This window comes from Buttiauxella sp. S19-1 (assembly GCF_022134725.1).
Taxonomy (GTDB): Bacteria; Pseudomonadota; Gammaproteobacteria; order Enterobacterales; family Enterobacteriaceae; genus Buttiauxella; species Buttiauxella ferragutiae.
The window spans coordinates 1-14,903 of the sequence record NZ_JAHWLU010000118.1 but is presented as its reverse complement, the minus strand read 5'-3'; the positions used below and the strand labels follow the sequence as shown (position 1 = coordinate 14,903).

Genomic DNA, 14,903 nt, shown 5'->3' with positions numbered 1-14,903 from the left:
GCCCACGGTTACCCGGGAGCGCATTCTATTTATTACCCACGCGCGCCTGGGAAATGTTAGCCGGTAGTTTGGTGTGGTGGCTAACTCGCCAACATTCCATGCCGCAGCAACTTGCCCGCGTGTTAGAGTTTATCGGTTTTATATTAATGGCACTGTCGGTGACATTATTTGATTCTTCCCGACCATGGCCCGGTGTTTATGCCATGGTGCCAGTAATGGGTGCGATGTTAGTTTTAATTGCTAATCGCCAGCAGTCTATTTTTACATCCAATATCATCGCCCGCCAAATCGGCGCCAGTTCTTACTCTATTTACCTTTGGCATTGGCCCTTAGTGGTCGCGTTGACCTATGCCAGCAAGCAGTACCATCCTGGCTGGATTGTGGCGGGAATAATATTGAGTGTGTTACTGGGTAAGGCTTCTTTACTCCTGGTAGAAAACCCGGCCCGTAAAGTACTCGCTTCGGTATCGCCCGGTAAGCAAAATTGGGTATTAGGAGCGGCCGTGATGTGTACCGTATTACTGGCTGTGGGGGCTCGTTATCAACAACTGGAGAACCGTATTAATCCGGCGATTGAAATGGCGATGACTCCGAAGCTTAACAACGCTTCCCGTATGCAAGATTGCCTTCTTACGCCTGGCGAAGGTAGTGAGTCGCCGAAATGTAGTTATGGCGAAGGTGAACTAACAGCTATTGTATTAGGTGATAGCCATGCAGGTATGGTGGCATCTGTTATTGCTGATGTTGCACCCGGCTCTGTTATTGAGATGGATTATGCCAGTTGCCCGACTGTATTAGATTTTAAACGAAGGGAAGATATTAATGATGATTGTAAAACTTTTAATGATAAAGCCATTCAATTACTAAATCACGAGTACAAAAACAAACTGGTCTTTATTGCTAACAGAAGTTCTCTTGCTCTCCTTGGGCAAAATGAAAAAGATGCTTTTTTTAATATCCCGATGGGATACTTTGACACCCCAAATGATCGACCAAACCCAAATTTAAATAAACAGTTTACAGCGCAATTAATAAAAACCATGTGTGCCATTGAAAACAGCCAAAGGGTATTTTTAGTTCGCCCAATCCCTGAGATGGCAATGGATGTTCCCAATACCATGGCCAGAGCGCTTATGTTTGGCAACCCCGCCCGCGATATATCTATTTCACTGAAAGAATATCAGCAACGTCAAAAGGTGATTTGGGATGCGCAAGATGAGGCCGCGATGCAGTGTGGGGTCAAAATTCTCGACCCTCTACCTTATCTTTGCCACAGTGGTCGTTGCTGGGGTAACCAGGGTGGTCAACCGCTCTACTCTGATGATAATCATCTAAGTGAGTTTGGAAGTCAGTTATTGATACCGATGTTCCGACAAGCATTTGAACCAGAGGAATATACCGAGCTGACTAAATCACCGGGGAATGGATAGATATGCCGATGAAGTCGATACCCATCCCATCGCAATAGGAGCTGCATCGTGACTGCGCCTAACCTCTGGCATTCACAGTGTGCGTAGCGTCTCGGCTACATACTGTTGTTAGGCGCAATACCTGGTCTCATACCGGTTTGATGTTCTGATTCATCCGGAAGAGGTTCGTCGGGTCGTACTTATTCTTGAGTTCCACAAGTCGGTTGTAGGTTGCACCGTAAGCAAAAGCGATACGGTCGCTCTCCTCCTGGGTGAGGAAATTGATATACGCACCGCTGCTGGCAAACGGTTGTGACTTAGCGAAGAATTCGCGCGCCCAGGCGATGCAGTGTTCATCCTCGGCGGCTGACTCCCAGCGACCGTGCACATTCATCACGTAATTGGCATCCCGGCTTGAGTAGGCCATAGCATCGGGCGCGACGCTTGCTGTCTGGCCTCCAATCGTCCCGATGAAAATCTCACACTGAGGTGATGGCAATCTGGCAGCGTATTCGATGATGGCATCGATAACGCCCTCACTGAGTTGCGAGAAGTTATGTGACTTCCAGTAATTGCGCGCCCCCTTCGACAATAGCGGGTCGAATGCCTGCTGCCAGGCGATATAAGGCTGAACTCCGATATGCTCGCCAAGCACCGTGCCGAACTCACGTAGCGGCTCGATAAGCTTCTCGCCCTCTTTAGGGTCACCCACATAGCACAGCGCCAGCGCGACCATCTCTTTCCCGTGAACGTCGTCGGGCAAGAACGGAAGTGGAGGCGCCTTACGCGTGACCATCCAAACATTGAGCTCTTCCGGCATCGTCTCGGTGAACCGGGCGAACTGCGAGATAACAAGTTTTGCCTGAGAGAACGGAAAGACGATAAGCCCACTCAGCACGTTCGGCCCTACGGGATGGAGCTGGAATTCGAAGCGAGTCACAACTCCGAAATTGCCACCCCCGCCCCGCAGCCCCCAAAAGAGATCCGCATTTTCTGTTTCGCTGGCGTGAAGTTGGCTGCCATCTGCGGTGATAACCTCCGCGGAGACCAGATTATCTATAGTCATACCGTACTTGCGACTCAGCCAGCCGAACCCCCCACCGAGTGTCAGGCCGGCCACACCGGTGGTCGAGTTGATGCCCAGGGGCGTGGCAAGGCCATGTGCCTGCACTACCTCATCAAAGTCGCCCAGGGTGCAGCCTGGCTCGACGCTGGCCCTTCTGGTGGAGAGATCCACTTGCACTTTCTTCATCAGTGAAAGGTCGATCATCAAACCGTCGTCGCACACGGCATTGCCCGCGATGTTGTGCCCTCCTCCACGGATTGAAATGAGGAGATTTTGCGTTCGTCCAAATTCGATGGCCTGCATGACATCCTCAGGTGAGATGCAGCGTGCTATCAGTGCAGGTTTACGGTCGATCATGGCATTCCAGATCTGGCGAACCTCGTCGTAGCCAGCCTCGTCAGGAAGAATCACTTCCCCCAGAAAATGGCTTTTGAACTCGTCGATATTTACCTTTAGTAACTCCTTCATGATTGTCTCCTGGCTTTGAATAACCCTACTAATTATGGTTGATTTCCTGAGCGCTGATGCTTTGAAGGGTATTTATTGGGAAGTGTTTTGCTCTGGCCTGAATCAGAGTCAACACCGGATTATTCATCTAGCTGAGACGGGATTTTCTTGATGGAATAGGTTTGATTTTGATAGCGCCTGATGGCGAATATTTGCCCCCCCTAAGGGGCTGATATGAATGGCTGAGCAAAGCCTGCAAGATTAATTAAGCCGGATAAGCGTCGACGCCATCCGGCCTTGATTACAACCGGTTAACTGATACGGGCGAATCCGGCTTCCAGATCGGCAATCAGGTCGTCAATATCTTCCAGCCCAATATGCACTCTGATTAGCGTTCCGCTAAAATCGACATTTCCTGCAGGGCGAATACTGTTCAGCTCCTCCGGCTGATTCGCCAGAACTAACGACTCAAATCCACCCCAGGAATAGGCCATGTGGAACAATGAGAAGTTATCGAGGAAATTAGCCATCTGTTCGTCAGTCAGTCTCTTTTTCAGTACAAACGAGAACAGACCCGAGCTACCAGCAAAGTCACGCTGAAAATATTCATGGCCTGGACATTCAGGTAATGCAGGATGATTCACCCGAGCGACTTCCGGTCTTGCCGACAGCCAACGGGCGATATGAATACTGCTCTCCTGATGCTGTTTAAGACGCACCGCCAGCGTGCGTAATCCACGGCTACCGTTGTAAGCCGTGTCGGCGTCCAGCGTTTGTCCCATCAGATAGGAGTTCTCACGCAGACGATCCCAGCAACGGGCGTTAGAGACTGCCGTACCCAGCATGCCGTCTGAATGGCCAATGGTGTACTTAGTACCCGCCTGAATGGAAATATCCACCCCAAAATCCAGTGCTTTAAACAACACGCCCGCCGCCCAGGTATTATCGATCATGATGACGATCTCCGGACTCACCGCGCGGATTGCCTTCACCATCCCCGGTACGTCCTGGACTTCCATAGTGATTGAACTCGGCGACTCCAGGAACACCACCTTAGTTTCTGGGCGGAGAAGGTCAACAATGCCAGCGCCAATCAGTGGATTGTAATATGTGGTTTCAACGTTGAATTTACTCAGGATCTTATTACAGAAATCCTGGGTTGGTTCATAAGCCGCCCCCGTCATCAGAATATGGTCACCACTTTGTACAAATGCCAGAATTGCATTGGTTACCGCTGCTGCACCGCACGGATAAAGCGCGCAGCCCACGCCACCTTCCAGTTCGCTCATTGCCTGCTGAAAGGCAAAGTGCGTGTAGGTTCCGCGACGGCCGTAAAACAGTTCACCGTTAGCGCGATTGGCCGTAGCAAACTTTTTATCTTTCACGGTATCGAACACCAACGAAGAAGCGCGCTGGATAACTGGATTCACCGCCCCTTGGGTAAAACGTTTGTCGCGTCCGGCGACGACCAGTTGAGTTTCAAGCTTAATTGCGTCTTTCATAACATCTCCTGTTCTTTAATCCGTGTGAAAACCTATACAACAGCGGCAGTAGAGCTAATTTCGGCGTTGGTCTGCTTTTTACCAGCGAACCGCTCGACAATCTGTGCCGCATTCAAATCGTGGATAACATTAATCAGCGTGGCTGGTGCATCCGTAATCGTGCCCAGCACCACCAGCATCGGGATCGCTTCCATCGGTAGTCCTAGCGTGGTGACAATAAAGATCTCTCCCAGAAACGCACCACCCGGTACGCCGCCGACGATAATGGCGGAGAGGACAGCAATCAGCATTGTCAGGAAGAAAGTCTCGGTGGTGAATTCCATTCCCAGCACGGAATAGATAAAGACAATTTTCAACGCGGCAATCATCGCCACGCCGCCTTTATTGAGATTGACCAGCAGCGGAATGGACACATCAACGATTTCCGGGTTAATCCCCATCGCTTTACCGGCGCGCAGCGTAACGGGTAGCGTACCCAGTGAAGAACAGGTGCCCAGCGCAGTTGCCGAAGGTTCAATCGCATTACGCCAGAAGGCTCTGACCGCAGGAATTCCGCCACCGATGTATGAATAGAGAATAGAGCCGAAAATGAAGTAGACCAGCGTGGCAACCATAAACAGGCCAATCGCACGGGCAAAGGTTAACAACAGGGCAGAATCCTGACTGGCCATCGTTGCGGCGAAATAGCAGCCAAGGCCTATCGGTGCCACTTTCATAATGATTGAAACGATTTTCATGATGACGGTATTGGCATCTTCCAGCAGCAATGCAATACGTTTACCCGCCTGCTCCGACTGCCCAATCGCAACGCCTGCAATAATCGCCATTACGATCAGCGCCAGAATATTGGACTTTGAGAACAACCCGATAAAGTCATTCGTGGTGATCATACTGACAAAATCCATCTTTCCACTGCCCGCCTGCACGGATTGTGAGAGATCGATAGTGACGCCCTGCGCGGGGTTATACCATAGCGCCAGCGCCACAATCCCGGCAGCAGGAATAAAGGCCATCGAGATAGAAACAATGAAGATAATCGCCATAATACGTCCCAGCCTTTTCAGGTCGGTCATACTGGCGATAGAAGACATGACGCTGATCCCTACCAGCGGCACAATAATCATAAACAACAGGTTTAAAAATATCTGCCCTATTGGCTGGAGTGTACTTGCAAACGTTGGGGCGTATATACCTAACAACCCACCAATAACCAGTGCAATTAATAAAATAATAGACGATCTGTAGGGTTCAAGTCGTGACCACATAACCGGTACCTTTTAATTAAAATTATATTAAATGAGATTAAATTCACAATTTGATGACTTTCTTTTTCGCCTCCTTATATTTTGTGACGTAACTCACTTAAGTTGCTATTTTTTCATTTTGCCAGCAAGTTGTTTCCTGTGATTCAATAGTTACATGTTTAAAATGCGAATGTAACGGCCTATTTGTACCGTTTTTGCAAATCACTTGTGAATAAAAGGAAAGTATGGGGACGCCGATTTCACTGAAGCATTTAGAGTTTTTCGTCAAAATCATCGATTGCGGAGGATTATCTGAAGCGGCTACTCAGCTTAACGTATCGCCTTCAGCGGTAAGCAAAAGCCTGACGGCCATGGAGGATACGCTGGGTACAACATTAATTAAACGTACCACCCGCAGTATCACCTTGACCGATGCCGGGCAATATTTATTTAACCGCGCCAATAAATTACTACAAGAATTTGATGAAACTCTGAATATAACATCCGGTTATTATCACCGCCCACATGGTGAATTACGGATAACCTGTTCCATCGCTTTCGGTTATTCCCGCCTGGTGAATCTGGTGGATAAATATCGCTCTCAGTTTCCGGATGTGAATCTGTATATCGATCTCAACGATAACTTCGTCAATCTTAACGAAACAGATTTCGACATCGCGCTGCGCATCTCAACTGCACCACCGCAAAACTACGCAATGCGCAAGCTGGTGCCAATCCGCTGGGCATACTGCGCATCGCCCAGTTACCTGGCTAAAAAAGGGATGCCCCAGCGCCGTAGCGACCTGGTGGATCATGATTGTCTGGTTTACCCTGGCCTCACGCCGGTGCTGAAGGTCGCAGACGAACAGGATCGCCTGCACCAGTTGAAACTAAATATGCCAATCCAGGCCAACAGCAGCCTGGTGCTGTTGAAGGCTGTATTAGAAGATCAGGGCGTGGCGTATTTACCCACCTATCTGATTGGTGATCATATTCAAAAAGAAGAACTCACCCCGCTGATGCTCGACAGTATCATCACCTGCGAAACCCACGCTCTGTATGCGCTGTATTTTCCCAGCAAGTACAGTAATCCCAAGGTACGATCTTTTATTGATTTTATGGTGGCGGAACTCGGTCCTTTACCCGTATGGGACAACTGGATCCCGGGATGATTTCTCCGTCCTAAAAAATGGCAGGCTCCCATTAAAGGGAGCCGTTAACTTGCCAGATGAAACATCCTGTCTGGTGATAAAACGTTATTTATAGAGAGTCGCGGTTCCGTACACGCCCTGGTTATTATCGAAAGCAGAAGTGACGGTATAGGCGCTTGCGCCTTGTTGAGTGGCTTCAGCACGCAACTTGGCGTCCAGCTCATCAATGGTGCTGGCTTTTGCTGAAACTGAGCCCATCTCCTGTTTTAGTGTGGTCCCGTTTGGTAGCTCCTGGGCTGGGGCGGCTTGGGTGATTAAAGGGAGTGCAGCAAGGGTGACTACCGCAGAAAAATACAATAACTTTTTCATCATCACATCCTCATTAACTGAAATACAAAATAACCATTTAAAGTTTAGGTGTAATGAGGGAAATGAGGAGTTCTGTTGGACAGATTGGACTCAAAATAAATGCTCTTCAACTATGCCGATCCGCTTAGAAAACCAGTGTCCATGCGATATCCCTGTGATCCAAGAGCCGCTGAGCAAAGCGAATAGACACGAGAATCAATTGTAAGTATCCGTTTAAACGGACCATACACTTTTAGATATTATCCGACATACTGATAGTGTTCTCAGGAGATCCTGTTTAACGGCTATTTCAAGGCAGGAGACAATCATTAGCGACTTAGTCTCTTTTGCAGTAATGCTGACAACATTACTTATCTTTAGCTTTAACGACACTGCATACGCGGCGGACAAAGCAGCTGTGGCGGCGGCTTTTTCGCAGAGTTCAGCCATGACAGATCCCATTATTCTCTCCCTGCAACATTTTGAACAAATCCAGTCATACCAGGTTACGGTGCGCTCCCGCTCGCCTCAGGATGAACCTAAAATCATTCGCTATAGCTATCGTAAACCGGGCTATGTACGGATGGATTTTACTACGCCACATTCCGGCGCCGTCCTCATCTATAACCCGGTCAGTGGCAAAGTTAAGTTGTGGCCATTTGGATTGGGAACATTTCCTGTTTTGAATCTGTTGCCAACAGATTCACTAATACAAGATGGTAATGGTCATCGGGTGGATCAATCAGACTTAGGCGTTCTGCTGAATAATATTCGTCGTCTGCAACATGGCGGTACAACAGCCACTATTGGTGACGAGATAGTAACGGGCAAATCGACATTGCACTTATCCGTGGCCGGCCCTGAGGGAAAGACCGTCGATGCTGTTCACCAATATGAGATTTGGTTAGATAAGCAATCTGGATTTCCCATCAAAGTAGTCAGTTACGCCCCGGATGGAAAATTACTGGAAACCGTCTTCATGGATGCAATGGTTATCAACCTCCATTTCCCCTCTGCTTTTTTCGCGCCGTAATGGGAGCTTTGCTCTATGGCTGACTATAAATTTTGCACCATCTGGCGGGTCGAAGCTTCTGTATCGGAGGTATGGGATATTCTTTGCCATCCGGACCTGTGGCCTGAGTGGTGGGGAAGTCTGGAGCAGATTATTGAGTTAAAGAAAGGTGATATTCAGGGGATTGGCGCTTTGCATCGTTATACCTGGAAAGGTGTGCTCCCCTATCGCATCACCTTTGATATCCATGTATTAAATATTACGCCCTTTTGTCTTTTAGAAGGGGAAGCCAGTGGCGAGGTTGAAGGACGTGGAGTATGGTCTTTTTCTGACAATGGAGTGGATACAATCGTCAGGTATGACTGGAATATCCGGACTAACACCCGATGGATGAACTACCTCGCGCCGCTGGCAGCACCCATTTTCCGCTGGAACCACCATATGGTGATGCGCGATGGAGCAAAAGGGCTGGCCCGCAAATTAGGGACTCGTGTCGAAGTATATTGATGAAGCGACTCTTTCAAAAATAAGAGGTAAATAATCTTTGAATACAAATAATTATGGTCAGACCGTTGGCTTTTCCTTACCGGACTGGCAGCCTGCACCTTTCCCTAAGCAGTGCATAATTCGCGGCCAACATTGCCATCTCTTACCTCTTGAAATCAGCCATTGCGAAGCCCTTTTCGAGGCATTTTCTGTGGCAGAAGATGACAGAGACTGGACCTGGCTTGGCGCAGAAAAGCCAGCTTGCTTACAGGACATGATGTTCTGGATTAAAAATAAAATCGAAGACCGCAACCTGGTGACATGGGCCGTGACAGAGATAAAAAGTGCCCGTCCGGTTGGGGTTGTCTGCTTTAACAATATTGATACGGTTAATGGTGTGCTGGAAATAGGGCATGTTACCTGGTCACCACTTATGCAACGAACCGTACTGGGAACGGAAGCCATTTATCTTTTGCTGAAGAATGCCTTCTGCATTGGCTATCGTCGTGTTGTCTGGCGCTGTGATTCACTAAATCTGGCTTCAAGAAATGCTGCCGAAAGAATGGGATTCATATTTGAAGGGCGATTCCGTCAGGCTATGACCCGTAAGCAACGTAACCGTGATACTGACTGGTTATCTGTTATCGATATTGAATGGCCGGTCATAGAAAAGGCTCTTACAGACTGGCTTTCGCCTGATAATTTTACGGAAGACGGTACGCAGAAGCTGAAGCTTGAAACTTATTTTCGCAGCAACAAACCTTGAACCACTTATTTTGTCTTCAAGGTAAGCAAGACGGCCTTTCCGTAGTACGGCGAGTGTGGACGGGCCGTCATGAAGAATGAATGGAAACTGCCGCTGGAGGTAAAAGGTCATTGATGATATTGGTGAAGTGTAATGCATTCACTTAGGGACAGAATAAAGGTCCGTAGCTCCTGCAATTATGCCCCCTTTTCGCTTATGTTTTTTCCAGAGTATGCGTAGTCCTCTTTTGGCACCAAACAGGAAAAATAATGCCATCAGACTGCTATAAGCAAGGGGGGGACTTGATTGTATGGGAAGATTAGGTTCTCTGTAGCTTCATATGCAACAAAGGGTATGGCCTGCCCTGGCCGTCAACTTCAGAACGACCTACAGTTTCAAAACCATGTTTTTTATAAAAGGTAACAGCCTGAGGATTCTGTTCGTTTACGTCGAGTTCATCAGCGCCTTGCTCGTCGATAGCATGTAACAGGAGTAATTTCCCGATGCCTTTTCCACGTTGACCTGCATCCACAAAGAGCATTTCAATGCGATTTTCGCTTACCCCTGTAAAGCCCACGATCGAACTGTCACAGCTAAGACGAGCGCACGTAATAGTCAGACCTGGAAGATACGTATGCAGTATCAGGGGGCATAGCGCCTGAATATCCTGTTCCTGTAAAAAATCATGCGTAGCACGTACGGATGATTCCCAGACCTTCAGTAATATCGGGTAATGAATTTGGGTACCCACTTCCATATTTATCATGATCTTATAATCCGTTAATTGTCATCGTATCGCCATGATAGCTGTGTGGTATTATTTGTCACTGTGTGGCGTGCATTTGTCCGCGTCTGGCTCGCAGCAGACTGAAGAGACAACAAGTCTGCACTGAGTGAGGAGCGGAAGTTGTGGCTAATCATTAATCATCTCAACTTTCGACTTAAAAGTTACAATAACCTCTCTAACCACTCGGCAAATACCTTTACCTTACGGGAGAGGTGGCGGTGCGGATAAAGAAGTGACAGCTGACGAGGTGGGACGGGATAGTCTGTCAGTACTTCTACCAGGCGGCCACTGTTGAGGTAAGGTTGTAAAAAAACATTCATCCCCTGTAATATTCCCAGCCCTGCCAGACCCGCGGCGATATAGGCTTCGGAGTTATCCAATACAAGCTTACCGGAAAGGTTAATTTCTGCTTTGCCCCCTGGTGTCTGAAATGTCCACGGCATAATTTGCCTGCTGCTGCTGTTAATCCAATTGACGGCCTGATGCTGCCGCAACTCCTCCAATGTTTCAGGCGTACCATGTTCTGCAAGATAAGCCGGGCTGGCGCACGTCGTCATTTTAATGGAGCCCATCTTCCGGGCGATGTAGTCGCCATCATCCAGTTCCCCGACTCGCAGCACGCAGTCCAGGCCATCGCGCAGCATATCCCGGCGACGATCCGAGCAGCTCAGTATGATTTCGATATCAGGATGCTCACGGTAAAAATCGGGCAAATTTGGCACGACGAGTAAAGCCGCAAAAGCGATTGGCATATCCACGCGCAACTGCCCACGCAAAACACGGTCGGCGGTAAACGACTCCAGTAGATCATCCGTTTGGGCCAGTAAGGGTTTACTGCGGCGGTAAAATTCTTCCCCCTCTGGCGTCAGGTTAATTCGCCGCGTCGTGCGCTGCATTAATCGAATGCCGCTGTGTTGCTCGAGTTGTTGCAGAGCTTTGGTGACAGCAGGACGATGGATTTGCAGATTCTCCGCCGCCTGCGTCAGGCTGCCTGACTCAACAATTTCGATAAAAATTCTAATAGATTCAAAGAGATTAATTTGCATCGCTTATTTCTTTCGCAGGAGTGGTAAGAGTCGTTAATTCGCAACCCGATAACCACATTGTTACTGATTTCGTAATAGTGATGAACTGTTTTTACTATTTTTCTAAACAATACTCCGATCTACACTCTCCCCATTCCGAAACCTGGGCGGCTGTGTAGCGCCATTTCGAAACATAAAAACTCTTTAAGGCCGCCGTATCAGGCTGCCGGACCTCTTTATTAAGGACATTACGCCATGCAAAATAACCGTATCTGCCAAATTTTGGGCATAGAAAAGGCGGTCATTCAGGGGCCATTATCGTGGTTGACCGATGCCCGTTTAGTCGCCGCTGTCAGCAACGCTGGAGGATTAGGCGTGCTGGGGCCAAACGCAGGTTTAACGGCAGAAACCGCAGTCTCTACGCCACATGAAACCGCCGAAAAAATGCGTGAAGAAATTCGTAAAACCAAAGCGCTCACAGAAAAACCTTTTGGCGTCAATCTGATCCCGACACCTGAAAACGACATATGGACTCCGCCAATCTTACAGGTGATAAAAGAAGAAGCGGTGAAAGTTGTGGTTTATACAGGCTATGGCGAAGGTGCGGTGATCCCCGCATTGTTTGACGAACTGAAAGACGCGGGCATCAAGATTATCTACCGCGATATCAACCCTACCCCTGAAAACACCCGCCTCGCCGAAGCCGCCGGGGCAGATATTATTGTCGCCACCGGTTTTGACGAAGGCGGAACCTTGCCAGGCAAGGCGCTGGGAACATTTTCAATCGTTCCGCTGATTGCCGATGCCGTGCAAAATGTCCCGGTACTGGCCGCCGGAGGTATCACCGATAACCGTACCGCCAGAGCAGCTCACGCCCTTGGGGCAAGCGGGGTTTTTGCCGGTTCCATTTTTATCAGTACCGAAGAAAGCCGCGTACCGCAGTCAGTGAAAGACAAAATCATCAATTCTGACGGACTCGATATGCTGCTTTTCCGCACCATGCCCGATTACTATCGTTCATTGCCCGGTAAGCTGGCAGAGAAACTGGTGCAAATGGATAAAGCGGGAGCCAGTAACGAAGAGCTTGGAAAAACCATGGGCGGGTTACGCGGTTTGCGTATAGGGATGCTCGAAGGGAACACCGATGAAGGCTATATATCACTGGGTACCGGCATCGGCAGTATTCGAGATATTAAAACCGTAGCTCAAGTGGTTAATGCATTAGCAATATGACCGCTTCCCGCAGTTTACGGCGGGGTTTACTATTTTATATGCCCTGAAGCTGCAGTTTTTATCCGGAGAATGAGTCTGTTCAGGGATATTGAATTTGTTGGCTTCCCTACCGCCGCTTCAAGGGTATTGTTCTCTTCACGGTTGATGGACACATTAGAATTTCGGTAACTTCCGCTTCTGGTACGAAGCTGCTGCGACCACGCTTTAGGACTGCTATGAGCGAGGAGCGGTCGCTTAGCTTGCGGCAGAAATGGCATGGAGGCATCTCGACTATTCGTGGCTATTCGCAAAGAATTTGATAACTTGAGTCCCCCATCACCTTAGCGTGCGATCAGATTAATAAAGGAATGACTAATGAAAGCAAGGGTGCTTTTAAGTCTGTTATTTTTGGCAATGTCATTTAATGCCGCTGCATCTACTCAATTCAAACCTGCGGTCTTAAATGCTGCTCTTTTGTTCGAACATGATGCAACAACCGGGAACGTAAAACATAGCCTCCAGTGGATCCGAGATGTTGACGGTAAACTGCAGGTTATGACAGAAGTTAGATATGATCGCAGCGGGTGCTTTACTAATATCAATATGGTTGATAAGGCCAGTGACCGAGAGTTCCATTTGGTAAACAACGATGGCGTACTAACCTCTTTTAAAGGCCAGCGTATTACCGGGAAAATCAATAAACACTGCGAAATCACTGAATTTGAGAATGAAACGGGCAAATATGTGCTCAGCTATAATGTGCGCGGGTTGCTTGAAACAATCATAGACAGAGGCACGGGAGAAGTTGTAGAACGATATGAATATCACAATAGCCAATTCCCTGTACGCATAAGAAACTACAAAGACCAAAAGGACAAGCGCATCTTTTACCCATCCGGAAGCGCGCAATTTCTTGATTCAGAAGTCGCATCAAAAAGAGGGGAGCTAACTGTCCGGGTGAAGCAGAGCTGTGCTTACACCCCAGATGGCAATGTAGATAAATGCTCGCTGATAACTTCCACTAATGACGACTACCGCGGCTCAATCCTCATCTGGATTTCTAATCACGAAACGGAATATTTCTGAATGTATTAAAAATGGTTGAGTCAACACAACCTCATCCATGTAATGGCGCATTAAGCTTGTTCACTTACACAGATGCGTTAACTTCCGCTCTTGGCACGAAGCCGCCCGAAGGGTGCGCACAGACTGCTATGAGCGAGGAGCGGAAGTTATATGTGATCATCGATAGCCAAGAAGCACTCCAGCCAACTAAAAGAATGACTACCAAAGCAGTGGCGATTCAATTTTGCCTTTTGGATAATGCCTGTATGTTGGATAGCTCGGTTATAGGATGAATTAATGTCTCATTCGTCATCAAGAAGAAGAGTTTTAGATACAGCAGGCCCCCTTGCACACAGAGCGTCCCACGCACGGAGTTGCGCTAACCACGTGGCGAATAGGCTGGGAATTACCCGAAGTGAGCTTTTGAAAAAAATTGAGGAGGATTCCGGGGCAAGTCTGGTATCACCGCTTACTGAAGAAGAGCTGATGAAAGCGTTCCATTATATGGAAAACCTTTAGATTTTGGCCGTTAGGAGCGATAAGCGGAAGTTGGCACTTTTGTTCCCACAAGAGTGGCTACTGAAACAGTCGCAATTCACTTTGCTGACTTTGGTTTGTGACAAAGGAGTCAGTGGATACTGAAATGAACGAGGTATCTGCCATATTGTGCTTCAATGACAAACTCTTCGTGCAGGGAGCCATACCACACTGGTGGGCTGGTGATAAGAGTAAAGAACTCTGCAATACCGGTCATTTCATTGAGAGCATCTGTAAAATTGGCGAGGAGGTTCTGCTTGAGTGAGGAAGGAAGAAGTTGCATTTCCTCATGCTCAAAGAACCATAAAGCTACTGTCTCCATAAATATTTTTTGAGAGCATGCTTTAAGTTGTGGGTGCCAGTATGCGGACGGAAACTTATCTGTGATGGATGAGTGATACATCGCCAAAGACGTCAGCATGCTGTCACTTTCCTCAAGTTTAATCACAAAATAGTCTGATATGCGGTTTGCCGCATCATTCATACAGCCTACAGCCCGCATAAATCCTGTAAGTCGTTCCGCATATTTATCCATTTTTCCTCTCTAAGCGTGTTGCCCTATCTGAATTCATGAATATAACTACATATCAAGAGTAACGTTTCAGGACATTACAACATGTCTACAGGTACCCATGTTAAACAGAGCGAGGGGATAGTAAAACCTTGAACCGCCCCAAATGACCAAGACAAACTGCTGTAACAACTTCCGCTTTTGGCACTAACCTGCCGATAAATTGATCTCTGTCGGCTAAGAGCGAGGAGTGGAAGTTTTCCATCACTCTCACAACTGATGGCGGACGCCCCCATGGCAGGACAGGAGGTGTTGTCACTCAATCCATCCAAGGTACAGGCTCACCAATATAAGTG

Annotated in this window: 14 protein-coding genes; 7 read left to right on the top strand and 7 right to left on the bottom strand. The window is 48.0% G+C overall.

The window, feature by feature from the left end:
* On the top strand, positions 1-1,430 hold a 1,430-nt coding region (locus MES37_RS20055; protein WP_237932497.1), incomplete at its 5' end, for an acyltransferase family protein.
* A 127-nt stretch (positions 1,431-1,557) separates the two neighbouring features.
* Here MES37_RS20055 and MES37_RS20050 read toward each other — a convergent pair.
* The 3 genes from MES37_RS20050 to MES37_RS20040 all read right to left on the bottom strand — a co-directional run bounded on the left by MES37_RS20050 (position 1,558) and on the right by MES37_RS20040 (position 5,689).
* The gene (locus tag MES37_RS20050; protein ID WP_064545395.1) at positions 1,558-2,943 is read right to left on the bottom strand and encodes an FAD-binding oxidoreductase; all 1,386 of its coding nucleotides are present in this window, start codon (positions 2,941-2,943) and stop codon (positions 1,558-1,560) included.
* 290 nt (positions 2,944-3,233) lie between these two features.
* Positions 3,234-4,424 (bottom strand): cystathionine beta-lyase, encoded by a 1,191-nt coding sequence (gene metC, locus MES37_RS20045; protein WP_237932495.1) that lies wholly within the window; start codon positions 4,422-4,424, stop codon positions 3,234-3,236.
* A gap of 32 nt (positions 4,425-4,456) precedes the next feature.
* Positions 4,457-5,689: a dicarboxylate/amino acid:cation symporter gene (locus MES37_RS20040; RefSeq protein ID WP_064545391.1), complete on the bottom strand. Its 1,233-nt coding sequence runs from the start codon at positions 5,687-5,689 to the stop codon at positions 4,457-4,459.
* A 224-nt stretch (positions 5,690-5,913) separates the two neighbouring features.
* Here MES37_RS20040 and MES37_RS20035 point away from each other — a divergent pair, with 224 nt between their 5' ends.
* Positions 5,914-6,840 carry a LysR family transcriptional regulator gene (locus tag MES37_RS20035; RefSeq protein ID WP_237932493.1) on the top strand — a complete coding sequence of 309 codons (927 nt, stop codon included), beginning with the start codon at positions 5,914-5,916 and terminating at the stop codon, positions 6,838-6,840.
* Positions 6,841-6,924: 84 nt separating this feature from the next.
* Here the strand turns inward: MES37_RS20035 and MES37_RS20030 are convergent, their stop codons facing one another.
* Positions 6,925-7,188, bottom strand: a complete 264-nt coding sequence (locus MES37_RS20030; protein WP_064545387.1) for a DUF1471 domain-containing protein — start codon at positions 7,186-7,188, stop codon at positions 6,925-6,927.
* Between the two features lie 334 nt (positions 7,189-7,522).
* Between MES37_RS20030 and MES37_RS20025 the strand changes: the two genes are divergently transcribed.
* Genes MES37_RS20025 through MES37_RS20015 form a run of 3 tightly spaced genes read left to right on the top strand, consistent with a single transcriptional unit; the run spans position 7,523 to position 9,431 of the window.
* Positions 7,523-8,200, top strand: coding sequence for a DUF1571 domain-containing protein (locus tag MES37_RS20025; RefSeq protein WP_237932491.1), 678 nt, complete (start codon positions 7,523-7,525; stop codon positions 8,198-8,200).
* Positions 8,201-8,215: 15 nt separating this feature from the next.
* Positions 8,216-8,686 (top strand): SRPBCC family protein, encoded by a 471-nt coding sequence (locus tag MES37_RS20020; RefSeq protein WP_121815364.1) that lies wholly within the window; start codon positions 8,216-8,218, stop codon positions 8,684-8,686.
* A gap of 37 nt (positions 8,687-8,723) precedes the next feature.
* On the top strand, positions 8,724-9,431 hold the full coding sequence (locus MES37_RS20015) for a GNAT family N-acetyltransferase (RefSeq protein WP_133521837.1): 708 nt from the start codon (positions 8,724-8,726) through the stop codon (positions 9,429-9,431).
* 298 nt (positions 9,432-9,729) lie between these two features.
* Here the strand turns inward: MES37_RS20015 and MES37_RS20010 are convergent, their stop codons facing one another.
* Both MES37_RS20010 and MES37_RS20005 read right to left on the bottom strand, forming a co-directional pair.
* A complete protein-coding gene (locus MES37_RS20010) occupies positions 9,730-10,176 on the bottom strand; it encodes a GNAT family N-acetyltransferase (protein ID WP_064545378.1) in 447 nt (148 codons plus the stop codon).
* A 182-nt stretch (positions 10,177-10,358) separates the two neighbouring features.
* Positions 10,359-11,243 carry a LysR family transcriptional regulator gene (locus MES37_RS20005; RefSeq protein ID WP_237932489.1) on the bottom strand — a complete coding sequence of 295 codons (885 nt, stop codon included), beginning with the start codon at positions 11,241-11,243 and terminating at the stop codon, positions 10,359-10,361.
* A 234-nt stretch (positions 11,244-11,477) separates the two neighbouring features.
* On the opposite strand from MES37_RS20005, the gene MES37_RS20000 reads away from it, so the two are divergent.
* Together MES37_RS20000 and MES37_RS19995 are read left to right on the top strand one after the other, a co-directional pair.
* Positions 11,478-12,455, top strand: a complete 978-nt coding sequence (locus MES37_RS20000) for an NAD(P)H-dependent flavin oxidoreductase (RefSeq protein ID WP_237932487.1) — start codon at positions 11,478-11,480, stop codon at positions 12,453-12,455.
* Positions 12,456-12,809: 354 nt separating this feature from the next.
* Positions 12,810-13,520: a YnfC family lipoprotein gene (locus MES37_RS19995; protein WP_237932485.1), complete on the top strand. Its 711-nt coding sequence runs from the start codon at positions 12,810-12,812 to the stop codon at positions 13,518-13,520.
* Positions 13,521-14,127: 607 nt separating this feature from the next.
* Here MES37_RS19995 and MES37_RS19990 read toward each other — a convergent pair.
* On the bottom strand, positions 14,128-14,571 hold the full coding sequence (locus tag MES37_RS19990) for a hypothetical protein (RefSeq protein ID WP_237932484.1): 444 nt from the start codon (positions 14,569-14,571) through the stop codon (positions 14,128-14,130).
* Between the last annotated feature and the right edge of the window lie 332 nt (positions 14,572-14,903).